This is a genomic window from Mesorhizobium ciceri biovar biserrulae WSM1271 (genome assembly GCF_000185905.1).
GTDB classification, from domain to species: Bacteria; Pseudomonadota; Alphaproteobacteria; order Rhizobiales; family Rhizobiaceae; genus Mesorhizobium; species Mesorhizobium ciceri.
Window position 1 is genome coordinate 6,128,080 of the sequence record NC_014923.1, and the last position, 26,084, is coordinate 6,154,163.

The 26,084-nt window shown below is 63.3% G+C and carries 23 protein-coding genes; 11 read left to right on the forward strand and 12 right to left on the reverse strand.

The genetic code is table 11. The features are described 5' to 3' along the window. Genes gspM through MESCI_RS29575 form a run of 8 tightly spaced genes read left to right on the forward strand, consistent with a single transcriptional unit; the run spans window position 1 to window position 6,467 of the window. Entirely contained in the window at window positions 1-600 is a 600-nt protein-coding gene (gspM, locus tag MESCI_RS29540; RefSeq protein ID WP_013533574.1) for a type II secretion system protein GspM, read from the forward strand. Beyond that, the gene (locus MESCI_RS29545; RefSeq protein WP_013533575.1) at window positions 597-1,163 is read left to right on the forward strand and encodes a hypothetical protein; all 567 of its coding nucleotides are present in this window, start codon (window positions 597-599) and stop codon (window positions 1,161-1,163) included. Before gspM ends, MESCI_RS29545 begins: the two co-directional genes overlap by 4 nt. Continuing rightward, window positions 1,160-2,080 carry a hypothetical protein gene (locus MESCI_RS29550; RefSeq protein WP_013533576.1) on the forward strand — a complete coding sequence of 307 codons (921 nt, stop codon included), beginning with the start codon at window positions 1,160-1,162 and terminating at the stop codon, window positions 2,078-2,080. Before MESCI_RS29545 ends, MESCI_RS29550 begins: the two co-directional genes overlap by 4 nt. Beyond that, window positions 2,077-3,720 (forward strand): GspE/PulE family protein, encoded by a 1,644-nt coding sequence (locus MESCI_RS29555; protein ID WP_013533577.1) that lies wholly within the window; start codon window positions 2,077-2,079, stop codon window positions 3,718-3,720. The genes MESCI_RS29550 and MESCI_RS29555 overlap by 4 nt, the downstream gene beginning before the upstream one ends. Further along, window positions 3,720-4,937 carry a type II secretion system F family protein gene (locus MESCI_RS29560; protein ID WP_013533578.1) on the forward strand — a complete coding sequence of 406 codons (1,218 nt, stop codon included), beginning with the start codon at window positions 3,720-3,722 and terminating at the stop codon, window positions 4,935-4,937. Before MESCI_RS29555 ends, MESCI_RS29560 begins: the two co-directional genes overlap by 1 nt. Then, window positions 4,934-5,407, forward strand: coding sequence for a prepilin-type N-terminal cleavage/methylation domain-containing protein (locus MESCI_RS29565; RefSeq protein WP_013533579.1), 474 nt, complete (start codon window positions 4,934-4,936; stop codon window positions 5,405-5,407). Before MESCI_RS29560 ends, MESCI_RS29565 begins: the two co-directional genes overlap by 4 nt. Then, the gene (locus tag MESCI_RS29570) at window positions 5,404-5,760 is read left to right on the forward strand and encodes a PulJ/GspJ family protein (protein ID WP_013533580.1); all 357 of its coding nucleotides are present in this window, start codon (window positions 5,404-5,406) and stop codon (window positions 5,758-5,760) included. The genes MESCI_RS29565 and MESCI_RS29570 overlap by 4 nt, the downstream gene beginning before the upstream one ends. Further along, complete coding sequence (locus MESCI_RS29575; RefSeq protein WP_013533581.1) at window positions 5,757-6,467, forward strand: PulJ/GspJ family protein; 711 nt, start codon at window positions 5,757-5,759, stop codon at window positions 6,465-6,467. The genes MESCI_RS29570 and MESCI_RS29575 overlap by 4 nt, the downstream gene beginning before the upstream one ends. Before the next feature lie 73 nt (window positions 6,468-6,540). On the opposite strand, the gene gspG is transcribed toward MESCI_RS29575, so the two are convergent. From gspG to MESCI_RS29605, 6 genes are all read right to left on the reverse strand, one after another. Beyond that, complete coding sequence (gene gspG / locus MESCI_RS29580) at window positions 6,541-6,993, reverse strand: type II secretion system major pseudopilin GspG (RefSeq protein WP_013533582.1); 453 nt, start codon at window positions 6,991-6,993, stop codon at window positions 6,541-6,543. Beyond that, complete coding sequence (locus MESCI_RS29585; protein WP_013533583.1) at window positions 6,993-7,487, reverse strand: prepilin peptidase; 495 nt, start codon at window positions 7,485-7,487, stop codon at window positions 6,993-6,995. The genes gspG and MESCI_RS29585 overlap by 1 nt, the downstream gene beginning before the upstream one ends. A 2-nt stretch (window positions 7,488-7,489) precedes the next feature. Next, window positions 7,490-9,613, reverse strand: coding sequence for a type II secretion system secretin GspD (gene gspD / locus MESCI_RS29590; RefSeq protein ID WP_013533584.1), 2,124 nt, complete (start codon window positions 9,611-9,613; stop codon window positions 7,490-7,492). 878 nt (window positions 9,614-10,491) lie between these two features. Beyond that, window positions 10,492-11,367: an RHS repeat-associated core domain-containing protein gene (locus MESCI_RS29595; protein ID WP_013533586.1), complete on the reverse strand. Its 876-nt coding sequence runs from the start codon at window positions 11,365-11,367 to the stop codon at window positions 10,492-10,494. Window positions 11,368-11,404: 37 nt separating this feature from the next. Then, window positions 11,405-12,418: a transglutaminase family protein gene (locus tag MESCI_RS29600; protein ID WP_164919981.1), complete on the reverse strand. Its 1,014-nt coding sequence runs from the start codon at window positions 12,416-12,418 to the stop codon at window positions 11,405-11,407. Continuing rightward, window positions 12,415-14,517, reverse strand: a complete 2,103-nt coding sequence (locus tag MESCI_RS29605; RefSeq protein ID WP_013533588.1) for an RHS repeat domain-containing protein — start codon at window positions 14,515-14,517, stop codon at window positions 12,415-12,417. The genes MESCI_RS29600 and MESCI_RS29605 overlap by 4 nt, the downstream gene beginning before the upstream one ends. A gap of 81 nt (window positions 14,518-14,598) precedes the next feature. Here MESCI_RS29605 and MESCI_RS29610 point away from each other — a divergent pair, with 81 nt between their 5' ends. Then, window positions 14,599-15,039, forward strand: a complete 441-nt coding sequence (locus MESCI_RS29610; RefSeq protein WP_013533589.1) for a hypothetical protein — start codon at window positions 14,599-14,601, stop codon at window positions 15,037-15,039. 378 nt (window positions 15,040-15,417) lie between these two features. After that, entirely contained in the window at window positions 15,418-15,756 is a 339-nt protein-coding gene (locus MESCI_RS29615) for a hypothetical protein (protein WP_013533590.1), read from the forward strand. A 26-nt stretch (window positions 15,757-15,782) separates the two neighbouring features. Here MESCI_RS29615 and MESCI_RS29620 read toward each other — a convergent pair whose 3' ends face one another. Genes MESCI_RS29620 through MESCI_RS29630 form a run of 3 tightly spaced genes read right to left on the reverse strand, consistent with a single transcriptional unit; the run spans window position 15,783 to window position 19,620 of the window. After that, complete coding sequence (locus tag MESCI_RS29620) at window positions 15,783-16,682, reverse strand: alpha/beta hydrolase (protein ID WP_013533591.1); 900 nt, start codon at window positions 16,680-16,682, stop codon at window positions 15,783-15,785. 21 nt (window positions 16,683-16,703) lie between these two features. Beyond that, on the reverse strand, window positions 16,704-18,752 hold the full coding sequence (gene fhuB, locus MESCI_RS29625; protein ID WP_013533592.1) for a Fe(3+)-hydroxamate ABC transporter permease FhuB: 2,049 nt from the start codon (window positions 18,750-18,752) through the stop codon (window positions 16,704-16,706). After that, window positions 18,745-19,620 (reverse strand): ABC transporter substrate-binding protein, encoded by an 876-nt coding sequence (locus tag MESCI_RS29630; protein WP_013533593.1) that lies wholly within the window; start codon window positions 19,618-19,620, stop codon window positions 18,745-18,747. The genes fhuB and MESCI_RS29630 overlap by 8 nt, the downstream gene beginning before the upstream one ends. 505 nt (window positions 19,621-20,125) lie before the next feature. On the opposite strand from MESCI_RS29630, the gene MESCI_RS29635 reads away from it, so the two are divergent. Then, window positions 20,126-20,473: a hypothetical protein gene (locus MESCI_RS29635; RefSeq protein WP_164919982.1), complete on the forward strand. Its 348-nt coding sequence runs from the start codon at window positions 20,126-20,128 to the stop codon at window positions 20,471-20,473. Window positions 20,474-20,559: 86 nt separating this feature from the next. On the opposite strand, the gene ggt is transcribed toward MESCI_RS29635, so the two are convergent. From ggt to MESCI_RS29650, 3 genes are all read right to left on the reverse strand, one after another. Beyond that, the gene (ggt, locus tag MESCI_RS29640; protein WP_013533595.1) at window positions 20,560-22,299 is read right to left on the reverse strand and encodes a gamma-glutamyltransferase; all 1,740 of its coding nucleotides are present in this window, start codon (window positions 22,297-22,299) and stop codon (window positions 20,560-20,562) included. 308 nt (window positions 22,300-22,607) lie between these two features. After that, window positions 22,608-23,897: an L-rhamnose catabolism isomerase gene (gene rhaI / locus MESCI_RS29645; RefSeq protein ID WP_013533596.1), complete on the reverse strand. Its 1,290-nt coding sequence runs from the start codon at window positions 23,895-23,897 to the stop codon at window positions 22,608-22,610. Window positions 23,898-23,909: 12 nt separating this feature from the next. Then, window positions 23,910-26,012, reverse strand: a complete 2,103-nt coding sequence (locus tag MESCI_RS29650; RefSeq protein ID WP_013533597.1) for a bifunctional rhamnulose-1-phosphate aldolase/short-chain dehydrogenase — start codon at window positions 26,010-26,012, stop codon at window positions 23,910-23,912. Between the last annotated feature and the right edge of the window lie 72 nt (window positions 26,013-26,084).

The following is a 26,084-nucleotide window of genomic DNA, read 5'->3' on the forward strand; positions in this document are numbered from 1 at the left end:
GTGCTCTCCGCCATCCTCAACACAAGGCCGCTGGTCCGCCGCCTGATTGCGCTGGCCCTTGCAGCCGTGACGGCCGTTGTCTTGGCGTGGGTGGTGTTCGCGGCACTCGACAGCGTCGCCTCGGCGCAAGCCGGGATCGAGGAAAAGCGCGAGCTTCTCGGTCAGTTGCAGAGCGTGGCTGCACTGGCCAAGCGCCTCGACAGCACCGCCAGTCAGGTGACAGCGGCAAATCCCGAATTTCTCACCGGCGAGAGCGAAGCCATCATTCGCGGCGGGCTGCAGAAGCGGCTGAACGCAATCGCAGTCGCCAATGGCGTGAACGTGCTTTCGGCCGGCAATGCGCCGGTGCTCACTGAAGCCGGCGTGGATTTCATCGGTTTGCGGGCCAATCTTTCGGGGCCGCTGGAGGGCATTCACAACGCCGTCCTGGCTATCGAAACCTCGCTTCCGGTGCTGTTCATTCGCGAAGCCACGGTGCGCACGACCGATGTCGGACCGGCTGCCGGGCGCAGCGGCGACCCCGAGATCTTTGCCGAGATCCTGCTTTACGGCCCGCTGCAAACGCAAGCCGCGCCGGCGGCCAGTGGGGTCAAGCCATGACCCGGAAAATCGCCGGCCTGGCGATTGCGGCTATGATGGCGGGGCTCGTCCTGGTCAATGTCGCGCTCTACAACACGCCGGTCGACATCACGCCCATCGCCTCCGGGAAAGGCCGTGACGGCGCATTGGCATCAGCGGCGGGATCGCTGCAGTTTCCCGAGGCCGGCGATTTCAGCGAGACGTTCCAGCGTCCGCTGTTCACGCCGACCCGCCGGAAAATCGTTCCGCCGCCGGCAGCGCCGCAGCCGGTGGAGGTTGCCGTCGCACCGGCCGAGCAGCCGACGCCACCGCCCGAAGCCGCACCGGCCGCTGCACCATCGCTGCTGGGCATCAGCAGAAACGGCGGAGCGGCAAAGGCGCTGCTGCGCGTCGCTGGCAGCGACGCGGCTGTCTGGTATGGCAATGGCGAGACCGTCGATGGCTGGAAGGTGTCGGCGATCGACAAGGATCAGGCCGTGCTCGAGCGGGACGGCAAGGTGGCGCGCATCCTGCTTTATCCGCCATGGAAGAACCTCCCGCCACCACCACCGCCCCCTCCACCACCGCCGGTCCCGGAATTATGAGCGGCCGCACTTCTCATGACAGGGCAAGCGCAGGCGACGAAAGTGCAAGCAGCGGTTTTTCGCTGGTCGCCGTGCTGGTGTTCATGCTGATCGTCTCGGCGATCGTCGTTCCCTTTGCCGTGACGGCGAAGACGCGGCTGATGATCGCCAACAACGAGGTCGAGCAGGAGCGCCTGTCGCTGCTTGCCGAGGGCCTGGGCAATGTGGTTGCGAGCCAATTGACCGGTGGCACGGGAACAAAGACATTTGCGTTGGATTCCACGCCGGCAGCGTGCCGGTCGGGTGCGTTCAGCTTCGATGTGCGCGTCCAGGATCATGGCGGGCTGATCGATCTCAATGCCGCCGACGACCATTTGCTGGCACTCGGCTTTGCGTCGCTCGGCTTCGAGCCGCAGGCGTCGCAGGCGCTGGCCGAGGCTACGGTCCGCTTTCGCGATAACGCCAAGCTGTTCGCCGTCCAACCCCGACCCAGAAGCGCCGTCGGGCCGCCTGAGGACAAGCAGGCGCCATTCGAATCGGTGTCTGAGCTGCAGGAATTCTCGGCACTTGCGTCATTGTCCCTGCAGTCCCTCCATGCCGCCTTCACGGTCAACTCGAAGCGCGGCACGATCAGCGCCGATCGTGCGCCGAGCCGTCTTCGCGCTGCTCTTGCCACCGGCTCCAGCGCAGCGATCGTTCAGGCGGCCGAGGCATCGGCCTACACGGTCGACGTGGTCGTCAGACGCGACGGATCCGGCATCACGGGCGAAGCCGGGTTTATCATCGAGAAACCTCCGGTCAGCGACACGGCGTTCTGGCGCGTCTCGCGAAGCCCGGCGCGTGACGCGGGCACATTGCCGGCAGTCGTCGGCAGTGCCGGCTGCGGGGTGCTTTTCGGCACCGAGGCCGCACAGCTCCTGCAGGAGTGGAGCTCATGAACGCTCCCGTCCCGCCTCAGGGGATCGAGACGTTCCTGGCCTTTCTCGAAGGCGAGAAGGTGCTGACCGCACACGCGGCCCAACGCGCTTTGGGAGCATCGCGAACGTCAGGACATCCCTTCGATACGGTGATGACCGAACTCGGGCTGATCGGTGAGCAGGAGCTTGCCAACAGTCTCAGCCGCTACCTCCAGGCACCGACGCGGGTCGAGATTCCCGAACAGGTCAGCCCCGAAATGCTGGCAGGCGTGCCGCTGGTCTATCTCAGGGAAAACGCCATCCTGCCACTGCAGATGGATGCCGAGCGGCTGGTTGTCGCCGTGGCCGATCCGTTCTCTTCGGCAACCATCGACGCGCTCGCCTTTCACTATGAGCGGACACTGGCCCTGCGCATCCTGCCAAGGCGTGTGATCACTGAATGCATAGACCGCATCGAGCAATCGGCGCTGGCCGCCGTTTCAAATGGCGGTGGCGGTGGCGAAATCCTGGATTTCGGTCCCGACGACCTCGAACGGCTGAAGGATTTTGCCCGCGAGGCGCCGATCGTCCGCTTCGTCGCGGAGACGATCCATAAGGCGGTCGATGCAAGAGCCACCGACATCCACATCGAGCCGCTCGAGGATCACGTCCGCATCCGCTTCAGGCATGACGGCATGCTGTCGACCGTCGACACCTCCTCGATCGCAATGCTGTCCGGCATCTCCACCCGCATCAAGATCCTGTCGCGGCTCAACATTGCCGAACGGCGCCTGCCGCAGGATGGGCGCATGCGCATCGCCGTGCGCGGCCGCGATGTCGACCTGCGTGTCTCGGTCATTCCGTCGATTCACGGCGAAGCCATCGTACTTCGAATTCTCGACCGCGCCGGCGTCGAATTGAATTTGGAGAAACTGGGTTTCGACGACGCTGCGCAGGCCAAGATCCGCTCCATGTCGCAAGCCGCCAACGGCATCGTGCTGATCACCGGGCCGACCGGCAGCGGCAAGACGACGACGCTCTATTCCATCCTCGCCGAGCGCTCGCGGCCGGACGTCAAGATCTTCACCGTCGAGGACCCGGTCGAGTACCGAATGGCCGGCATCACCCAGCTGCAGGTCAATCCGGCGATCGACCTCGACTTTGCCGCCGCGCTGCGTTCGATCCTACGGCAAGATCCCGACATCATCCTGCTCGGTGAAATTCGCGATCGCGAGACGGCGCAGGTCGCGGTCCAGGCGGCCCTAACCGGACATCTGGTGTTTTCGACCCTTCACACCAACAGTGCCGCGGGCGCGCTGACGCGGCTTCGCGACATGGGCATCGACGGCTATCTGCTCGGCGCCACGATCCGGGGCGTCATTGCACAAAGGCTGTTGCGGCGCATCTGCCCGACCTGCCACGGCGCGGACCAGACCGGTCCGGCCTGCCGCACCTGCAATGGCTCTGGCTACAGCGGGCGCACGGTGACCTACGAAATGCTGCAAGTGTCGCCGCGCATCGCCGAGCTCATCGACCAGGGCGCCGGCGAAATGGAGATCGGGAAAATTGCCGCCGAGGACGGCCTCGTGCCGATATCGGTGCACGCAACCGCCCTTGCCCGGTCGCAGGTCACCACGATGGACGAAGTCCGGCGTGTCATCGATCTCTCGGGAGGCGGCTGATGCCGGCCTTTGCCTATCGCGCCTATCTGGTCGACGGCAGCACCGAGACCGGCGTTCTCGATGCGTCGACCAAGCAGGAAGCGGCCCGCAAACTGGCGCAGCAGGGCCGCCGTTCCTATCATCTTGCGCCCGTGACCGGCGACAAGCAGCAGCTTCGCCTGCCGGGACGCAGCGCGCTGACGTTCACCCGGAAAGTCGATCTGAGCCGTCTGTTTTCCGAGCTTTCGGTGCTTCTGAACGCCGGCTTCACCGTCGACCGCGCCCTAGGCGCGGTGATTTCGGGCGAAGCCAACGGTCAACGGCGTCAGCAACTGCAATCGGTGCTCGATCTGACGACCGGCGGCCGGCCAATCGCCGAAGCATTTGCCGGCCTGCGGGGCATCACCTCCGACGTCGCCGCTCTGCTCGCCAGCGGCGAGCGCAGCGGCAAGATGGCCTATATATGCCAGCGGCTGGCCGACACATATGAGGCCACGGCCAAGCGCCGTGCGGCCATCATCGAGGCCCTGGCCTATCCCGCCTTCCTGCTGCTGGTCATGAGCGGAGCGCTGGTCATTCTGGCGACGGTCCTGGTGCCGGCGCTGGAACCGATCTTCGAAGGTTCATCCGCCCCCAAGCCGTTCACCATGACCGTGCTGTCGGCATTCGGCACTGTGTTCCGCGACTATCCGTTCGTCTTCCCGCTGGCAGCGGTCCTCGGCTTGCTTGCGTGGCTTTTTCTGTCGCGGTCCACCGGCGTCAGGAAACGGCTCTCGCATTGGCTGTTGAAGATCCCGCTGATCGGCGCGCTGGTCAGGGATGCCGTGATCGCGCGCTATCTGGAAACGCTTGCGCTGCTGCTCGGCAATGGCGTGACGATGACCGAAGCGCTTGGCCTGGCCGCCAACGTTTCCAGGCAGAGTTCACTGGCGGCGAGCTTTGCAGCAATCGAAGAAACCGTTGCCAATGGCGCCCGCCTGCATGGCGCGATCGTCAAGGCGGGAATTTTCGATCACGCGACGATGTCGCTGGTCTCCCTCGGCGAAGAGGCCAACGCCCTTCCCGTGGTCCTGGATCGGGCGGCCAAAATGCTCCAGCTGACACTGACGCGGCGCATCGACACGGTGCTGAAGCTGCTGACCCCGGCGCTGACGATTTCGCTCGGGTTTCTCGTCGGCAGCCTGGTCATTTCGGTGATGACGACGATCCTCAGCATCAACGATCTGGCGCTGCAATGACAGCCGCGCCGAGAGCCGGCGCACCGGCACCAGCAACGGCCGGATTTACCCTGGTCGAAATGCTGGTCGTGCTGGCGATCATGGCCCTCGTCGCGGCCATCGCCGCACCGGGGCTGGTCAGCAACTATCGCACCAAGGACCTGGAGACGCTGGCCGGCGAGATCACCATGCGGCTGCGCCTGTCGCGCACATCGGCGATCGCCGCCGCCAGGCCGAAGCAGGTCGTCGTCGATCTCGGCGCCCGCGCCTTTCGTTTTGGCGAGCGCGACACGCTCACTTTGCCGGACGATGTCAAGATGACCGTGACCACCGGCCAGGAGACCGTCATTGCCGACCGTCAGACGGTCCTGACCTTCCTTCCCGATGGCAGCGCTTCGGGCATGGACATTGCCCTCGAGCGAAAAGGGAGGACCGCGCGCATCGCGGTCAACTGGCTGACCGGGCTTTCAACCTGGCGCGCACTGCCATGACAGCGCCATCGCCGCAGCCTTCCCCCGAAGACGGATTTTCGATCCTGGAGATGATCGTCGCCATGACGATCCTGGCGCTGGTGCTTGGCATCGCCAGCCAGTCGATCGTGCTGGCGTCCCGCAGCATCACGGCTGCCAAGCGCCAGGTCGAAGCCGCCAGGACCGTGCGCGTGATGCTGGCAGACTACGAAGCCCGTGTGCAAACCACGGCGCCATCCGGCTGGACCCTGAAGACCCGCACGATAGAAATGTCGAAGGCCAAGGTGACCGCCGTTCTCATCGAGAAGACAGGTGCGTTTCGAGGCGGGCCGTTTCTGACCTTCGTGCCGGTGCGCGAGCCGGGTGCTCCATGAGCGGCCTGTTCGTCCGCGCTCGCTCGAAGCTCGCCACCATCCGCCCGCCGGGACGGCTTTCAGGCAAACCGCAGCCACCGACATCGACCGACGGATTTGCGCTGATCGACGTGCTGGTCGGACTGGCCATGATCGGCGTGATCACATCGCTGATGATGGTCTTCCTCGGTCAGGCCCGGACGATGGTGCGCATCGAAAAGGCAACCGAGTTCCAGATGGAGGTCGATGCCGCATCACGGTTTCTGGAAACGGCGATCAGCCACGCCGAGCCATTGCCATTGTCGAAGTCGTCGCCGGACCAGGTGCTCTATCTCAACGGCGATGCTGCCCGGATCGAATTCAACGCCGTTCAGGCGATCGGCTTCAAATCCTCCGCGCTGCGCGAAATTGCCGTTTCGCTTGGCGGAAGTGCGCTGGCCATTGTTCAGAAAACGCGGCGCGGCGGCGGAGCCGGCACGTCGACGCAGAGCGAACCGGTGCGGCTGCTCGGCGGCGTAAGCGCTATAAGATTCGAATATCTCGACGGTTCGGCGACAGCCTCATCGTGGTTGCCGAACTGGAATGCGCCGCGGCGCCTGCCCGCCGCCGTGCGGTTCACCGTCTCGGTCCTGCGCGATGGTGTCGCCTATTCGGCGAGAGGTTTTGCCCGCCTCGACCTGGCAAATGCCCAGCAGCTGCCGCGCACGACCGAAACACAGCGCCCATAGAGCAATTCCAGGAAAAGTGTGAAACGGTTTTTCGTCCGGAATTGCGCTAAAACAAAAAATTAGAGCAGAAAAGTCAGTTGCTGACGTCCTGGTCTTCGCCGGTTCCATCCGGCTTGCCGTCTTTTCCAAGGCTACGGATAACCACGCCGCTGGCGTCGGCCTTCACCTCGTAGGCATAAGGCCTCCCCCACGGATCCTTCAGACCGGTCGTGCCCTTGAGATAGGGGCCGTTCCAGCGCGCTTCGCCGGTGGGCGCCGTGACCAGGGCCGAGAGCCCCTCCTCCGCGGTCGGATATTTCGCATTGTCGACATAGTAGAGTTCGAGCGCGCTTTCGATGTTGCGGACCTGCGCCTTGGCAGCGTTGGTCCTGGCCGAGCCGAGATAGCGCAGCACCTGAGGGGCGGCGAGCGTCGCGATCAAGGCGATGATGGCGAGCACGACCAGAAGCTCGACCAGCGTGAAGCCGCTGTCGCGATCGTCGCGTTGGCGGGCGGATTTTTCAGGGGTGAGGCGCAGAGTGATCATCACGGCAGTCCCATGTCCAAACCTGCAAATTGCTCCAGCGCCCAGCTGCAGCCGAGGCCGATGGCGATGAACGGACCGAAGGCGACACGTGCCTTCGCCGCTGCCGGACCTGTCGCAACCACGTGCCCGCCGACGAACAGCAGAGCGCTGGCGCTGGCGATGAACAGCAGCACCGGCAACAGCAGCGGGCTGATCCAGCATGCCGCGGCGGCCAGCATCTTCACATCGCCGAGGCCGAGGCCAATCCTGCCGGTCATCAGGAAATGGCCGCGACGGATCGCCCAAGCAGCCGCAAAGGTCGCGGCGGCGAACAGGATATGCACCGGCAGCCCGTTCGCGTCGGTCGCCACCTGATAGGCAAGGCCGATGCCGGCGAGAGCCAGGTTGAGCCCGTCCGGGATGACCTGCCGGCGGAAATCGGCGATCGAAATAGCGCAGAGAATAGCCGCCAGGGCGATCGTCGCAGCCAACACGAGGGATGGGTGCGCAGCCATCGTCAATACGCCAGTCTCTTCAGGTCCTGTTGCAGCTTGGTGCCGCCGCGCCGCTTCTGGATCGGCGTCTGCAGGCTGATCTTGCCGCGGAATTCATCCGTCACTTCGCGGGCTTCGTTGATGTCGCGCACGACATGCGGCCTGATGAAGATGATCAGTTCGGTGCGTCCGATGCTGTCTGTCTTCTGCTTGAACGCGTTGCCGATGATCGGGATATCGCCGAGGATGGGCACTTGCGTGCGGTCGACATTGTTGCGCGACTGGATGAGGCCGCCCAGCGCCAGGCTCTCGCCGTCATTGACCAGAACGCGGGTCTGGATCTTGCGCTGCTGGATGGTCGGCGAATCGATGCCGGAGCTGGTCGTCTTGGTCACGTTGCTGACCTCCTGCTCGATGTCGAGCATGACCCTGCCGGCATTGTTGATGCGTGGCGTCACCGTCAGGATGACGCCGGTGTCCTTCATCTCGACCGAGACGACCGGCGAGCTGCCGAGTGTCTGGTCGACCACTTGCCGTGTCGCAATCGGCACCTGGTCGCCGACCTGCAGCACCGCTTTCTGGTTGTTCAGCGCCATGATGGTCGGCGCCGAGATGACATTGACGTCGGTGATGCTGGACAGTGCATTCAGCGTCACCTGGATGTTGTCGGTTGCGTAGCTCCAGTTGAAGCCAGGCAGCGCTGCCGCGGCAACGCCCTTTGCCACGTCGGACACCGAGATCTTCATGCCGCCATTTTCGAAGAACCAGCGCAGGCCGTATTTCAAATCGTCGTTGAGCGTGACTTCGGCGATGACGGCTTCCAGCATGACCTGCGTCGGCAGCACGTCGACCTTGCTCAGGATCTGCTCGATGCGTTCGTAGTCACGCGCCGTGGTCTGGATCAAAAGCGCATTGTTTTCGATATCGGCGACGACCGTGGCATGCGCCGGCGGCTGTCCGTCCGCCATCGGCATCGACGGCGACGGACCGGTCATCGGCACCGGTGTGACGCCGTCCGACTGCATAGCGATGGGCGTCTGGTCGGGCGACACGTTGGAGCCGCCTGAATCGCCCTCGGTTTTGACCGAGGTGCCGAGGACGGAACTCAGCACCGCGGCCAGTTCCTTGGCCGGGCGGTTCTGGATCTGGTAGACGAAAAGCTGATCCTCGCTGGTTTCGGCGAGCTTATCGAGCTTGTTGATCCAGGCAGCGGCGCGGGCGAGATAGGCTGGGCGCGAGGTGATCACCAGCACCGAATTCAGCCTGTCGTTGGGGATGAACTGGATGAGCTTGGCGCCCGGCCCTTCCTTGGTGCCGAAGATCGAATCGAGCTCGGCGGCGACCGCCTCCGGCTTGGAGGTCTTCAGCGGGTGCAGCGCCACCGACATGCCGCGCATCCAGTCGACGTCGAACACCGAAACCGCTTCGCGGATGGCATTGAGGTCGCTGTCGTTGCCGGCGACGGTGATCAGGTTGCGGGTGGAATCGACCCGCAGCACCGAGCCCTGCCGGGTGATCGGTTCGAGAATGGTCTTCATCTCGTCGGCGGCGATGAATTGCAGCTGCAGCACCTGCACCTTGACGCCGGGTCCGGACGGCGAAACCGAGGGCACGCTGACCGGCGGGGTGCTGGACATGATCTCGGCAAGTGGCACGACCTGGTAGGTGCCGGCGCGGTTGGTGATGCCGGCGCCGTTGACCGCAAGCGCCGATTGCAGGATGTCGACCAGCGCATCCTTCGACACCGGCTGCGAGGTCTGCAGCGTCACCGTGCCCTGCACGCGCGGGTCGACGATGTAGTTGAGGTGCAGGGCATCGCCGAGCACCGCCTTGGCCGCCTCGGTGATCGGCGCATTGATCAGATTGAGCTCGAATTGGCCCGAACCATCTGTCGTCACCTTGGTGACCGGCGCGCCGGAGGAGACGAACTGGCCCGAGCCCTGATACTGCGTGCCGTTGAAGCGCTGCGCCTGGCCGGCGGTCGACGTGACGGCACCGGGTCCGGTGTAGCCCGCCCGCAAGGGCGAGTTCTTGGCGTGCAGGCTGTCGATGGTTTCTGTGAAAAAGTCCTTGCCCGGCGCGGAGGTGCAACTGGCAACAGCCAGCAGTGTGAACAACACCACGCAATGACTCGACTTGCTCGACATCCACCCGATTCCCCTGCGTTTTTACTCTAGGGATTCGTGCAAGCGCATGTCGGGAATGATGCAGGTGTTTGGGGTCTATCCACAGGGTTGGTCGGCAGGTTGCATCGGGCAACCGCGTTGCTGATCTGGATGGCGGTCGAAGAGCGGTTGCTAATTGGCTGGATCGCTCCCCGATCGAAAACAGATAGGACATGGGACGGCTTTTGGGGGCCTTGTCGAGACTGTTGCGTGGCGCTCAAACCTCTCCGTAGCTGCGCCCGAGAAACCTAATGCCTAGACAGAGTCTTTGGACCTGCATATCGTATCACGATGACCAACTTAAATTTAAGTCCTGACTACTATGCCGTTTCTGATGCAGCCGGGCTTTTTCAGAACGGGGTGATCTTCCATATTTCGCGAAATAGATCCGGCGGATCAGTCAGCACACCTGTAGGCCGCTTCTACGTGTCGCGGCCGGAAATCCCTCCGGAAGGATATTTCCCCCATTGCAGACTAGACTGCTACGTGGATGACGATAGTCTTTCTCCAGAAGCCGCATGGCTAGCTCGGGTGCTTTTGGACAAATTAATTCTTGCAGGTGCAGCCTCAGAGCCAATTTGGCTGAGTTGGCATCAATCAAACGAGTTAGGTGGTGAGCATCGGGGCGAAGTTTTCGACTTCGACTAACGTCGATAGAGATTTATAGGTCACGCGCATCTATCCAACATTTGAGGAGGCGACCGTAGAGAGCGAGAGCCGTGGCCGCGGAGATTTTCTCAAGCCGCCTGCCCCTGGCACTCGGTGGGCAGAGTTCCGAATTTGGAAGAAAGCGATGAGGCGCCGTGGCTTACACAAGTTCCTCTACCGTAAGCCAATTGGTCGAAGAAGGATATCTACAGCTACCAGAGACCCGTCGCTTTCCCTATCGCACCAAGAAGTCCGCCGCCTGACGATTCTGTTGCCTGTGATGCCTGCCCCCCCAGAGACTCTGACTTACTGGTCACTTTTGAAATAGTCCGTCCGGGAGTTACATTATTCCGTTCTAACTGGTCGGAAAGCCGCTTCATTGCTGCTTTGTCCTTCGTCTTGTCTACTATCGTCCATTTGGAACGGGAGATACCCGCCTTGTCCAAAGCAACTGCCGTTCTGGTATTCATTATATATGTCTTCCCGCCAACTGTGCCAACATCGACGGAAATCTTGCTTGGGTTAACTTTTCCGGCGCTAATTGCATTGGCAAGGTCATCAACAGTTTTGATCTTACTCCCGGCAATCTTTGAGTATGCTGCTTGGCCGCCTTCTTTTCCGTAGCTAAACGCGTCATCATAAGTCCTCTGGGCAAAACTGAAGCCAGATCGCTCAGTAGCCATGGCCAAGCTGCGAGCCGGACCTGCCGTGGTCGCACCAAGGACCATGTTGGCCATGGCCATAGTTTCGCTTGTTTGGGAGACATCGTCTGGCGTTTCTGGGGTATTCGCCTCCGTCGTGCCGCTAAAGTATGAGACCGTCGCACCTATAGCGATGCCTATGCAAACAGGACAGAGTCCATTCTGGTCGCTCTTGTTGACTGGGTCGTTTCCAGCATAGGCATATCGGTTGGTGCCGACACTTGGTACCGTTGGGTCCATCGGATCGGGCGAGATGAAGCGAACAGGCTGGATATCGGCATTTGCGTCGTATTGCGGCAGATGAACTCCGTACGTAGCGTACGCTCTGGCTGGGCCGGAAGCCAACATGGATGTAGTCAGAATTATCGCAAGAATGCGCTGGATCATTTTTGCTCCGCTAGACTTTATCATTGCATCCCCTTGGCTATTCGATTTTTGCCGTATAGTTCAGCTTCGGCTCACGCCACCCGAGGGCTTCTGCCCTGGCGAAGGCTTCCCGGTTGGCTTTGTAAAGACCGTTCGCATAGGCGATCCGGTCGGCCGGAATGTCGCCCTGCTTCGGGTATTTCTGGATGATGTTTGCATCGAGCAGCCGGTAATAGGCCGTGCCCTTCTTCACCAACGTGTAGGCGTTGGCCGGATAGGCCTCGATCAGCACATCGGCGACGGCGACCGCGTCTTCGTAGCGGCCAGTGGCAATCAGAGTGTCGAGGATCGGTGTCGCGAGGATCGACAGCGCCTCGCGCTGCGAAAGCGCCTTGAGATAGACGCCGTTGGCGATCGCCTCGTCGGTCATCTCGAGCTTCTGCCGATACCATGCGTCGCGTGTGAACCCCGCGCCGCTGGTGGTCTCGAGGTTCCAGGTCTTGCCCGTCGCGTCGTCGTTGAACTTTATGAAGATATGCAGCGGCGCGATCGACAGCGTCACGTCGAGGCCGAGCCGCTTGCCCAGGATGAGGAACAGCGCCGGCATCGAGACGCAATTGCCCTTTCTCGTCGCGAGATAGTTGGGCAGCGACTGCGAGCTGGGCTTCTGGCCGTAGGAGTCGGAGAGGTCATATTCGAAAGGCCGGCCATTGTTCCACCAGCCGCCCTCATAGAGGAAGGTGCGCAGAGCCTTCATCTTCTCCACGCTGGTCGAAGCAGCCTCCGAGGGCAATGTGTTGAGCATCTTGTTGACCGTCGCCGCCATGCTGTCAATTACGACAAGCCCGGCAACCTCATCGATGGAGGGATCAACGAACTTGTCGACAGCCAGCTTGGCGCGGGCAAAGTCGGCTTTCCCTTCGGGTACATTGACCAAGGCCTGCACAAAGGCAGCCGGACGCGACCGGTCGATGTCGTCGGCCCTGGACAGGCCGCTCGCTGCCAGCATCAGGAGCAGAGTCGCTGCCAGCCTGATCACGCCGCCGATCATTACCCCATCCTTCCGGGTCATGGCGAGGCCTTGTCCTCAGTGCCCTCCGGATCCGTGGGAACAAACCTCCCCAGCACCGGATCCATGTACCGTGCATTGAGATACAGCAGTCCGGTCTCGGGATCGAAGCGTTCGCCGATGTAGTTCTTTTGGGTCTGGAAGCCGGTGTTGAGGCTCTCGCCATAGGTGGCGTAGCTGGTGCTATCGACGACAGTGCCCGTCATGTCGGTGACCTGGCGCACCGAGGCAAGATGCTCGCGGTGCAGGAAGTATTTGGTCGTGCCGACGACCTTGATGTCGGGATGCGGATAGCGGGTGTAGATCTCTGCGCCCGGTGTCGCCGGATCGATCTCGACATTGGCGTCGGGATAAAGCGTCGTGGCGAAGCTCGATGACTTCTTGGCTCGCGCTCCGTCCGGTCCATAGGCGAGATTGACGGTGTTGGAGGCGCGCGTGACCGTCTTTAACCGGTTGGCTTCGTCCCAGATCAGCGTTCGGCTGCCGTCCGAGGCCAAATTGCCATTGGCGTCATAGGCCATCGCATTGGCGCCGACACTTATTGGCGCATGCGGACGTGGCGCTGTCGCTGCCGGATAGGTGTAGGTGCCGGCCACACGGGTGCGTGAGGTCAGATTGTCGTTGGCAGCATAGGCAAAAGTCTCGCTGAGCGCCATATTGCCAAGATTGGTGCTCGCCGTCAGCCGATCGGCATTGTCATAGCCATAGGTCCAGCTGTCGGAGGCGGTCAGCCCCGTGGTGCCGGTGATGCGGCCGACGCTGTCACGCGCGTACTGATCGTCGAGCAGGATGGTGGCGCCTCGTGCCGTGGTGACACGCGTCACCCAGCGCCGCGTCGGCGAATAGGTGAAGGAGGTTTTGACGCCATTGGTGTAGGTGATCTCCTTGGTCTGGCCATCGGCCTCGTAAATCGTCGAGGTGATGAAGCCGGGGGCGGAGGCGAGCTTGTTGCCGGCGGTGTACTGCAGGCGGTTGGCGTTCGAACCGAAGTCGAGTTGAACAGGGAAGTACTGGACATATACGTTCTGGCCGGAGCCGTCGTGGACGTTGAACGTATAGTTGGTGATCCCCGCGATCGTGGCATCCTGGCGAGCAACCTTGCCGAGACCGTCATAATTGTAGAGCTGGACGGCAGCCGCGTTTTCCGAGCGGGTCAACTGGCCGATGTTGTAATAGCCAGCCGCCGCCTGATCATAGGTGTTCTGCGTCTGCGTCACCGCACTGCCGCCTGGCGCGGTAGCCGTCTTCAGCGTCAGCCGGTCCATCTGGTCGTAGGCGAGCGTGGTGACCGTGCCCCTGGCGTCGGTCTGGCTGACCAGCCGGTTGGCGGTGTCATAGACATAGGTCCAGGTGCCCAGATCGGGATCCGACGCCGATAGCCGGTTGCCGACCATGTCGTAGGTATAGGTCCAGTTCGAGCCGCCGGGATCGGTGACGCCGATCAGCCGACCGAGCAGATCGTAGCTGCGGCTCTCCGGCAGATTGAGGCCACCGACGTCGCGAATGATGCCGGCAATGTCACCGCGTGTCGTCGATGGGGTTCTGGTCAAATGCCCGAGCTCATCGGTCAGCGTCACCCCGTAAAGTCGGGGGTTGGGTGTGCCGGTTGCGGTCGCGATGTCGTGCAGATAGCTGCGCTGGCTGGCATCCGGATTGATCGTCTTTGTCAACCGGTCGGCCCAGTCGTAGCTGTTGGTGGTCCACTGTGCCGTCTCACCGACGAACCTCGGGAAGGCGGTACGCAGCACATTGCCGCGAAGATCGTAGTCGGTCTCGGCAATGCGTCTTGCACTGGCCGCCGTCTCTCCGGGGGTTTCCACGCGATAGACCCGGCCAAGCCCGTCATAGAAGGAGCGGGTAAAATCCTCGCCAGCGCCCCCACTCGCGCCATTGGGCAGCGGGGTGTACTTGACCAGCGCCTGTGTCGCCGGATTGCCCTCGTTCTCGAAGCGCGTCTTGGTATAGGCGCCGGTGACGCTCTGAGAGACCTGATAGGGCCGGCAGAAGGCGTCATAAGTGAAGGTTTTTACCAAACTATTCGGATCGGTCTTGGTCACCGGCAGCCCGCCGCCTGCATCGCCAAGTGGAATCACTTTGCGCACATTAGCCCGCCGGCGGATTTAATTTGCTTGGCCACCCCTCAACCCTAGGGCAAACTGCCCAATGGGGCTGCAGGAGGTGAAATGAGAGCACGCGCAGCAACGCTTGGGGATCTGGAGGATGTCTTTCGCGGTCTGTCCAAGCGGATGTCGGACGAATACGTCGCTGCCGGCAAGGACAGCAAGATCGCCTACGACAACCTTATGATGAATTTGAAGGAGGGCCGCGCGCACGCGCTTGTCGAGGGTGACAAGGCCGTGGCGATCATCGCCTGGCATGAGAACAGCGACGCCGCCGACACGCTGTTCGCCGCACGGGAGGACTTCTTCCGGGCCACGACCGTCCGTTTCTGCAAGCGGCATATCAGGCATATCCAGGCGCTCGCCGGCAACCTCGCCATCCATTCGCGCAGTTGGCTCCAGGGGCCGGATGTCGCAAGATGGTTCGGCGTCATCGGCTATGTCGAGCGCGGCCGGGAGAACGGCGCCACTTTGTTCGAGCTGCCGCCGGCTCGCATCGGCTAGGAAACCCTGGGCTGGTCAAGATCCCTTGCCGCAAACACCGCCACCCTCTCGCGATCGCCCGCACAGGTTCGTCGATGCGGGTCACCGTCTTCGGCTCCAGGATCCCTTGCTCGGCGGCCTTCTGAACTGCCTTAGCAAGCGGCTTGCGCCGGGCGCCGATTGGCGGGATGTTATGGGAGGGCAACCGGGGGGCAAACCGGCACGCCGAGACAGATATGGCTGCTGGAAATGTCACGAGCTTGCTTCGCCTTTCTTGCCTTTGTTGCCTTGGTGAGGCCGGTAGGGGCAGGCGAGTGGACGTCTCATCTGCTTGACCGCCCAAGCCTGGCAACCGCCTATTTTCGCCAAGCCGATCTTGTGACTGCATACGCGACCGCAATGGCGCGCTTCCGTCTGCAGCTCGCAGGGCGTGCCGGCGAAAACAACCTTGCGGTCCCTCTCGAACCACTGCTTTTGCGGGCGGAATTCCGTGCGCGGACATGGCGCTCGGCGGACGGCAGCCTGTTGCAAGGCTTCGCCGGCAAGGGCGGCTTCCGGCTGACCATCGGCAACTGCCTGGCGCGCATCTGCGCTGCCAGCGAATGCAGCGATGCCGGTTGGCCGGTTTACGCCTGCAGCGACGGAGGCAAGCGCAAGATGTCCGTCACGGATTTTGTGACGGCAAACTTCGGCGGCGTCTCCTACCGCCGATTGAGCGCCTCCCCTTCACAGGAATGACAGCGCCGACCGTCTTGCTGCGGCGTTCAGCAAAGGGCGGTGTCCCTCCTCACCGCAAACGCCGCCTGCACCGCGCGATTGACGGTGACCGGCAGGATCGACATGTGGTTCTCGCCGGCATGCAGTTCGAAACTGGCGCGCACGCCCGGGAGAGCGTCAAGACGCTGCGCCATTGCCCGCGCGAATGCGTCGGTGCGTGTCACCTTTTTCTGCTTCAGGCGCTTTTCCTCGTCCTCGGCGCCAATCTGGAACGGCGCCAGCTTCTCGGTCTCGTACTCGCCGGCCGACAGGATCATGGTCGCCGCCAAACCATCGGGAATGGCGGCCTCGAAGGCTTCGAGAAAGCGGTCGATGGCACGGTCTTCCCAATAGATGGCGGGGCTCGCCGCGATCCAGGTCTGAAAGGAAGAAGGCCGCGTGAACAGGGCGTAGAGCGCAAACAGGCCACCGAAAGAATGGCCGTAAAGCGCCTGGCGGCTGGCATCGACCGTGACCCGGCTGGCGACCCACGGCTTCAGCTCATCCTCGATGAAGGCAAGGAACTCCCCTGCCCCACCGGTCCGGACTTCGGGCGTGCCCTCGTGGAAGGGCGGGTAGGTCTTGCCTGGTGGCGGGCCGAGATCCCATGAGCGGCGCAGCGGATCATAGGCGCCGTCGACGGGATAGCCGATGGCGACGATGACGCCCCAGCCGACATTGGTGCCCGTGGGATAGAAGGCCTGCGCGCGCACAGCGTCGACCGCCGTGCCGATGACGGCGTTGCCGTCGGTCATGTAGAGGACCGGCCAGCCGGCCTCGGGCACCGGCCCGGACGGCACATGCAGGAATATCCGCCAGGGCGCGCCGCCCTGCGCCGGAACAAGATCGTGGACCGCCGTGTTGGCGATCAGGGCTGGCGTCGCGTTGGACATGGATATCTTGGACATGGATATCTCCAGGCAAAACGGTCAGCGGCGGCGCAGCAGCCACATCAGCACCGGGCCGCCGATCAACGTGGCGACGAGACCGGCCGGGATCTGGCGCGGGAAGATGGCGATCCGGCCCACCCAGTCGGCGGCGACCATGATCAGCGCGCCGGCGAGCACCGCGCCAATGGCCTGCGGCAGCGCACGGGAAAGGCCAAGGCGACGAGCAAGATGCGGCGCCATAAGGCCGATGAAGGTCAGCGGACCGACGATCAGCGTCGAAGCCGCGGTGAGTGCCGCGACGGCCAGCAGCACGAGAAGCCGCGCCCTCTTCAGGTTGATGCCAAGGCCCTGAACGGCGGCGGAGCCGAGCGGCAGGATGTCGAGCCAGCGCACGAAGACAGGCGCGAGCGCGAAGAGGCAGACCGCGATACCACCGGTCAGCAGGGCGTCACCGACATCGACGCCATAGGTCGAACCGGTCAGCCAGTTGAGCAGCAGCATGGCGCGAGGATCGCCGGTCGCGGTGAGCACCAGGATCAGCGCGTCGAACAAGGCCGTCAGGGCAACGCCGGCAAGCAGCAGCCGCTCCGGCGCATAGGCGGCACGACGGCCGATCGCCAGCGTCACCAGCAAAGCGGCGAAGGCGCCGATCGTTGCCGCCGCCGTCTGAACCGGGCGCCCGGCATCGACGAGCGCAAACAGCGCCACCATCATGCCAAGGGCGGCACCGGCGCTGATGCCCAGCACTTCGGGGCTGGCCATCGGATTGCCGGTCAGCCGCTGCATCATCAGCCCGGCAAGCGCCAGCATCGCCCCGGCACTCAGCGCGGCAAGCACGCGAGGCCACCGCCACGACAGCAAAGGCTGCAGCTCGTCGCCGAAGGCGAAGGTCCAGCCATGCGGACCCGGTCCATAGAGCAGGGCCAGCCCGAGCAGCAGAAGCAGAGCCAGGCCGAGTGCCATCAGAACAAGGCCGGGCCGGCTTGCGCGCGGCAGGCGCACGGCCATCAAGGTCGGGGCTTCCGAGCCAAGCGCAAGGCGCGGCAGCAGCCAGAGCAGCAGCGGCGCACCGAGAAGTGCTGTGATCGCTCCGGTCGGCAGCAGGTCGCCTTGCGGCCCGGTGGCGATCTGCACGCCTTGATCGGCGGCCCACAGCAACGCGCCGCCGATCAGCGGCGCCATCACCAGCTGTTGGCCAAGCCGCCGGCCACCGCCGATGCGCGCGAGCGTCGCCGCGGCCAGGCCGACGAAGCCGATGACGCCGACAGCGGCAACGACAAAGGCGATCAGCGCGACGGCGGCCGCCAGTCCGGCGAAGCGATAGGCGCCGAGCGGCACGCCAAGGCTGCGCGCGCCTTCATCGTCGAGGCCAAGCAGGGTCAGGGGCCGCACCATGAAGAAGATCGCCAGCGCCGCTGCGCCGATGCGGGGCAAAAGCCACAGCGTCGTCGACCAGTCCTGCTGGCCGAGCGAACCGGCGCCCCAGATGAACAGGCTGGCCAGCCATTCGTGCCGCAGCACGATGAGAGCGGCACCGATGGCGCCGGCATAGAGGCTGACCACAAGCCCGGCCAGCACCACCGAAAGCGGCGACAGGCCCTTGTGCCAGGACAGAGCGATGACGGCGGCAAGGGCCATAAATGCGCCGGCCAGCGCCACCCATTCGCGGCCGAAGGCAAGCAGGGACGGTGACAGAAGCGTCGCCAGTGCCAGCGCCAGATAGGCGCCGGCCGAGACGCCAACGGTTTCAGGCGAGGCGAGCGGGTTGCGCAGAACCTGCTGCAGGACAGTTCCGGCAAGCCCGAGCGCCGCACCGCACAAAAGGCTGATCGCAAGACGGGGCAGGAAGGCATAGTGGACGAGCACCTGCCGCATGTCAGCGATGTCGGGAGCGGCGAGCGATTGGAGCCAGAGCGCCGATGGCAGTTGCACGGTGAGGTTCGAGACGGTTGCCGCTGCCGCAGCCGCGAGCAGCACCGCGCAAAGCAGGATCGCGCCTACCGGCTGATTGCTGGAAAAGCTCCACACGGGGGCCCGGCCGGCCGACGCAGGCTTCCCCCTTTGGGCAATGGCAGCATCCTCAGCCATGGGCGGCCTCCGCGGTCATCGCCGATGCCAGGACCCGGGCAAAACGGCTCGCGGATGGAAGCGCGCCAAACATCAGGACGGCAGGAAGGCGCATGATCGAGCGGTTGCGCACGAAGGGCATGGCATTCCAGACCGGACTTTCGGTCAGCGTGCCGCCGGCGCCCTCAGGCAAGGGTTCGAGATAGGCGAGGCGCGCATCGCTGGATGTCGCCAGCCCGTCGATGCCCACGGTCGAAAACCCCCAATAGTTGGTCTCGGCCGTCCACGCGTTGCTGAGCCCGATGCGGTCGAACACCTCCTGAAACAGGCTCTTTGCGCCGTAGACGCGCACATTGCGGGGGTCCAGGAAGCTGACGACATAGATCGGCCGTGCCGAAAGCGGCGCCAGTTGCTGGCGAACCTCCAAAAGATACGCGTCTGTCGCCGCGATCAGCGCCTCGCCTTCGCTTTCCTTGCCGACAAGCCCGGCGAGCTGGCGCGTCGCCTCGAGCGCGCGCCGATAGGGCTGCCCGGCCTCGGTATAGAGCCCGATCGTCGTCACTGGAGCCACGCGTTCGAGCAGCGGCTTGATGCCGTCGAGATACGGCATGGACAGGATGATGTCGGGCCTGAGCTGCTGCAGGAATTCGAGATTGGGCTCGAGCAACGTGCCGAGATCGGCAATGTCGGGCGGCAGCCGCGGCTCGACCACCCATTTCTCCCAGACCTCCCGATCGGCAATGGCGACCGGGCTGACACCGAGCATGAGCAAGGTCTCGGTCAACCCGTCATCCAGGCAGACGATGCGCAACGGACGGGCTTCAGCCGTGGAGGACCCCATGCCGGCGAACGGCAGCGTAAAAAGCCCGAGCGCCTGGCGCCGGGTCATTCGGCTGCGCAAATGATCGGGCGCGGCTCTCGACTGGGGCTCTTGGTCTCTCTGCAATGCGGCCGGCCCTGCTTTTTCGGGGGTTGGTCTCCAGTGACCACTGCCCGGTGACTATGAAACATGAATATACTAGTCAATATTTAAGATGCCTGCCCAGTCAACTTTCACGCAACCGCATGCCAAGCGCAGACGCCCACTGGCCGCAAGGCGATTCGCCCGTACAACAACCCTGTGCGACGTCACCGTCCGAATCACGGTTTGCGAAGCCCAATCCGCGCCCCGCATCATTTTTCCTCCACGAATGCATTCCATGATAGAGGGAGCTACGGTCGCCTTTGGGCAGCCGTTTCCTGGATTGCCTGAGAGACCAAAGACGGCCAAGAACCAAAAGCCGGCAGCAAGCCGCCACCTGAAGACGTCAAGGACCGGTCGAACGCATCAAGGCAGCGTGATCGGGTTGCACTCGGCAAGGCTTGATGATTTGTTGCCGCTATACGGAGAACGAATGATGCGAGAGCCTGCCGGTCAAGACGAATACGGGTCGACGAACCCTTTCGATCCGGACGACCTGCCAACCTTGAACGCAATCGGCCCGAGCATGGGAAGCGGCAATGATTTCGAGAGATATGCCGTTGCCGTGATCATCGTGTTCGGTGGGCTGATCATCGGCGGGCTGATGGCCGCATCGATGGTCTTCGGGCACCGCAACGGCTTCCTCTTCGCGCTTGGCGGCGCCACATCCGCCTGGATCTCCGGAAATGCGCTGCTGCTCGACCGGCCGCGCATCTATGCGCTGTTCGTCGGCATTGCCGCCTTGATGCTGGTTGCGTCCACCCTCACGCTGGTCTTGTGACGGTCAAGTCGGTGTGAGCCGATCCACTTGAGCAGCGGGCGATCAACCCGAATCGCCACGCTGCTCCAAGCTTTTCCTCCGAGCTGTCAGTATCCGAGCGCCTCGCCAGAGGCCGCGCGGCTGTCGATGGCGCCGTTGTAGCGCGCGCCGCCGCCTTTCTCGATTTCCGCCAGGCTCTTGCCGCCGACCAGGATGCCGGCGGCCTGACCCCAGGTCTGGTCGGCGAGATCGAGGTGATATCCCATGCCGGCCAGCAGCTTTTCTGTGTCCGGCGACAGGCCGAACGGCTCGACATACACCTTGTCGGGCAGCCATTGATGGTGGATGCGCGGCGCGTCGATCGCCTCCTGGATGTTCATGCCGTGGTCGATGACATTGATGATCGCTTCCAGCGTGATTGTGATGATGCGCGAACCACCGGGGCTGCCGATGACCATGAACGGCTTGCCGTCCTTGGCGACCACGGTCGGGCTCATCGACGACAGCGGCGTCTTCTTCGGCTGGATGGCGTTGGCCTCCCCCTGGACCAGGCCATAGAGGTTGGGCACGCCGGGTTTCTGGGTGAAATCGTCCATTTCGTTGTTGAGCAGGATGCCGGTGCCGTCGGCGACGACGCCGGCTCCAAAGGAACCGTTCAACGTGTAGGTGACCGCTACCGCATTGCCTGCATCGTCGATGATCGAATAATGCGTCGTCTCCTTGCTCTCGCCAAAGCCCTTCGGCATCAAATCCTGCGACACGCCGGCCCGGAACGGGTCGATCTTGTCGCGGATATCCTTGGCATAGGCCTTATCAAGCAGTTTCGAGACCGGGTTGTCGACGAAATCAGGGTCGCCAAGCGCTGAATTGCGGTCGACATAGGCGTAGCGCATCGCCTCGACCATGACGTGGACCGTCTCGGCGGAACCTGCGCCGAGATAGGACAGCGGATAGCCCTCCAGCACGTTGAGGATTTCGCAGATGATGATGCCGCCGGAGCTGGGCGGCGGCGAGGAGGTGATCTCGTAGCCGCGATAGGTACAGGTCACGGGCTTGAGCTCACGCACCGCATACTGCTCGAAATCCGGCTTGGCGAGAATGCCGCCCTTGGCGCCGCTCGCCTTGACGATGGCGTCAGCGATGGCGCCTTTATAGAAGGCATCCGTACCCTTTTCGGAAATGGCGGCGAGCGAGGCGGCGAGGTCGGGCTGGACCAGCCGCTCGCCGACGCCATAGGGCTTGCCGTCGGGTTTCAGGAATATGGCGGCGGCCGCGGGGTCCTTCGCCAGCCTGTCGGCGCTGCCGGCAAAAGATGCGGCGTCGCCCTGGTTGAGGATGAACCCGTCCTTGGCGTAGCCGATTGCCGGCGCCATCAGATCCTGGCGGGACAATTTGCCGTATTTTTCACGCGCCATCTCGAAGCCAGCCACAGAGCCCGGTACGCCGACGGCGAGATAGCCGTCGAGGCTGGCGCCCTTCACCGGGTTGCCGTCCTTGTCGAGATACATGGTTTTTGTCGCCGCCAGCGGCGCCCGCTCGCGGAAATCGAGAAAGGTCGATTTGCCGTCCTTGAAGCGGATGGTCATGAAGCCGCCGCCGCCGATATTGCCGGCATTGGGGTAGACGACGGCGAGCGCATAGCCGACGGCAACCGCCGCGTCGACAGCATTGCCGCCCTTCTTCAACACCTCGATGCCGACTTCGGACGCCAGATGCTGGGCCGTCACCACCATGCCGTGCTCGCCCTTGGCCGGCGCCGGCGAGGCGGCGAAGACACTCGTCAACGGCGCCAGGACAAAGGTGATGGAAAGACTGGCGGCGATCAGTGTCCGACGGTTGAGAGGCATGGCGGTTCTCCGGGCGGGGGGATGCCTAGAAGACCGTGTTGGACGGATCGAGTCCACTAACAATTAAGGGAGCACGAGAAAGAGCCCCTCACCCGGATTGCCAACCGAATTGCGAAGGGTAATTCGGGGCAATCCGACCTCTCCCCGAGGGGAGAGGAGGTGTCAGCGCTGACGCCAGTCTCTTCTCCCTGCGGGGGTGAGGCGTGGTCCGCGCAGCGGGCGAAAAGCCAACTGCTTGGCTTTTCGAACAACGAACGCCCGGAGGGCGGTGGCCCGCAAAGCGGCCGGATGAGGGGGCCGGCTCGGCCTCAGACAATGCCGCCCGAACCGCCAGCGACTGCAGGGCGTTCCGCTGCAACCTTGGCGCGGTAACCCGCCGCTCGATAGGCGGCGACCGGGTCGATGGCGCCGCCGGTCTTCAGCCGCGCCATGGCGAGGATCGGCTCGACATCGGTGCGGTAGGCCGCTTTCAGCGTCTGCGTCGCCATCAGCGCGTCATTGCTATCCTGAAAACCTTCCAACGCCTTGCGATCGACCAGCAGCGCCTGCGCATAGGCGCGCTGCACCTCGACTGCCGACAGCATCAGGCTTTCGATCGGATCGGTGACGTTGTGGCTCTGGTCGAGCATGTGGGCCGGGTCGAACCCCTCGGCGCCGGAAAGTTCGGCGTCGACCAGTTCGTTGAAGACGAGAAACAGCCGGTAAGGATCGATCGAACCGGCGTCGAGATCGTCGTCGCCATATTTCGAATCGTTGAAGTGGAAGCCGCCGAGTTTTTTGAACTGGATCAGCCGCGACACGATCATCTCGATGTTGACGTTTGGGGCATGGTGGCCGAGGTCGACGAGACAGAACGCCTTGTCGCCCAGCTCCTGCGCGATCATGTAGTTGGTGCCCCAGTCCTGCACGACGGTGGAATAGAAGGCCGGCTCGTACATCTTGTGCTCGCTGAACAGCTTCCAGTCGGCGGGCAGTCCGGCGTAGACCTCTTTCATGGCGTCGAGATAGCGCTCGAATGCCTTGGCGAAATTGACCTGGCCGGGAAAGTTCGAACCGTCGCCGATCCACACCGTCAGCGCCTTGGAGCCGAGCGTCTTGCCGATCTCGATGCATTCGAGATTATGCTCGACCGCTTGCCGGCGCGTGCCGGCGTCGGCATGCGCCAGCGAGCCGAATTTGTAGGAGAGCTTCTGGTCCTTGGCGTCGGAAAAGGTGTTGGAGTTCATGGCGTCGAAGCCGAGGCCAAAGCGCGAGGCCGCTTGCTTCAGCCGGTTCGGATCGGCCTTGTCCCACGGAATGTGCAGGGAAACGGTCGGCGTCGCCTGCGTCAATTGCTGGATGACGGCGCAATCCTCGATCTTGTCGAAGATATCGCGTGGCTCGCCGGCACCGGGAAAGCGGGCAAAGCGCGTGCCGCCCGTGCCGACGCCCCAGGACGGGATCGCCACCGCGAATTTCTCGACCTTGTCTCTGATAGCGTCGATGGCGATGCCGCGACGGTCGAGCCGCTCGCCGAGCGAGGCGTAGTCGCGCTCGAGGTTTGCCTTGCGCGCGGCGTTGTCCTTGTCGACGAGGTCGGCGGAGATGATATGTTCCATCGTCCCCTCCGCTCAGCGCGTGAACGACTGGGCGTTGCCCGCGTCGACATTGATGATGTTGCCGGTCGACTTGGCCGACATGTCGGACGCCAGGAAATAGATCGCCTCTGCGATGTCTTCCGGGAAGACCGAGCGCTTCAGCATCGAACGCGAGCGATAGTGCTCCTCCAGATCGTCGGTCGACATCTTGTAGGCGGCGGCGCGCTGTTCCTTCCACTCGCCGGTCCAGATCTTCGAGCCGCGCAACACCGCGTCCGGGTTGACGACATTGACCCTGATCTGCGCCTCCGCGCCCTCCAGCGCCAGGCAGCGGGCGAGATGGATCTCGGCAGCCTTGGCGGTGCAATAGGCGGCGGCGTTCGGCGATGCGGCAAGGCCGTTCTTGGAGGCGACGAAGACGACGTTGCCGCCAATCTTCTGCGCGCGGAACAGCCGGAACGCTTCCCGCGAGACCAGGAAATAACCGGTCGACAGGATGTCCATGTTCTTGTTCCACAGCGCCAGCGTCGTCTCCTCGATCGGCGCCGAGGAGGCCAGCCCTGCATTCGATACCAGAATGTCGATGCCGCCGAACTCGACCGCTGTCTCGGCAAAGCCCGAAATGACCTGCTCCTCCGAGGTGACATTGATCAGCACCGGCCGCACGAAGTCCCTGCCGTAGACTTTCGCCAGTTCGTCATTGGCGCTGGCCAGTGCTGTCTCGTCGATGTCGGCCAGCACCACGCAGGCGCCTTCGCGCAGCAGGCGGTTGGCCGTGGCGCGGCCGATGCCGCCGGCGCCACCCGTGACCAGGGCGATCTGGCCGGCAAGCGACTTCGGCTTCGGCATACGCTGCAGCTTCAGGTCTTCGAGCAGCCAGTACTCGATGTCGAAGGCTTCCTGTGCAGGCAGGCCGACATAAGACGACACGGTGGAGGCGCCGCGCATGACGTTGATGGCGTTGACATAGAATTCGCCCGAGATGCGCGCCGTCGCCTTGTCGCCGGCGAAGGTGAACATGCCGACGCCGGGCATCAGGTAGACGACGGCATTGGGATCGCGGATGGTGGGCGAGTCCGGATGCTTGCAGCTGTCGTAATAGGCCTGGTAGCCAACGCGATATTCGGCGATGTCGTCGGCAAGACGCGCGATGACGGCATCGACATCGGGTTTTGCCGGATCGAACTCGATGACCAGCGGGCGGATCTTGGTGCGCAGGAAATGGTCGGGGCATGAGGTGCCGAGTGCCGCCAGCGGGCGCAGATCCCTGGAGTTGACGAATTCGAGCACAGCAGTGGAATCGTCGAAATGGCCTGTTTTGTGGCTCCTTTCCGAGATCAGGCCGCGAATCCTCGGCATCAGTTTGGCCGCGATGGCACGGCGCTCAGTGGCGTCGAGCGACTTGACCGCTTCACCGCCGAAGATAGCGACACCCTCGGAGCGGCGCTCGAACCATTCGATCGCCTGGTTGATCACCGAGATCGTCGTCTCGTAGCATTCCCTGGGGGTGTCGCCCCAGGTGAACAGGCCGTGGCTTTCCAGGATGACGCCCTTGGCAGCCGGATGTTCGAGGCAGAATTTCTCCAGCCACAGGCCAAGTTCGAAGCCAGGGCGCTTCCACGGCAGCCAGCCGATGGCGTCGCCGAAGATTTCTTTCGTCAGCGCCTTCGAATCCTTCGCCGCGGCAATGGCGATGATGGCATCGGGATGCATGTGGTCGACAAAGGGCTTCGGCACGTAGGCATGCAGCGGCGTGTCGATCGAAGCCGCACGCGGATTGAGGTTGAAGGTGCAGTGCGGCAGGAAGCCGACCATCTCGTCTTCGTGCTCGACGCCGCGATAGAGGCCTTTGAGCGCGCGCAGCTTGTCCATGTAGAGCGTGGCAAAGCCGTCCAGCTTGATCGAGGCGCTGTCGCCGCCCGATCCCTTGACCCACAGCACTTCGACATCCTCGCCGGTGAGCGGGTCTTTCTGCCAGATCTTCGACGACGTGTTGCCGCCGCCATAGTTGGTGACCCGCTTGTCGGAACCAAGTGTGTTCGAACGGTAGACCAGAAGTTCCGGCCCGCTCATGGCGTGAGCCTTGGCCTCGTCCCACAGATTGGCGAGGCGCGCGCCGGTGCGCTTGTCGAGCATAAGAAATCCTCCCGAAGGCACGCAAAAGGCGCGGCCATTTGGCCCCGAATTTCCACGGAAGCGGTCGGCTTG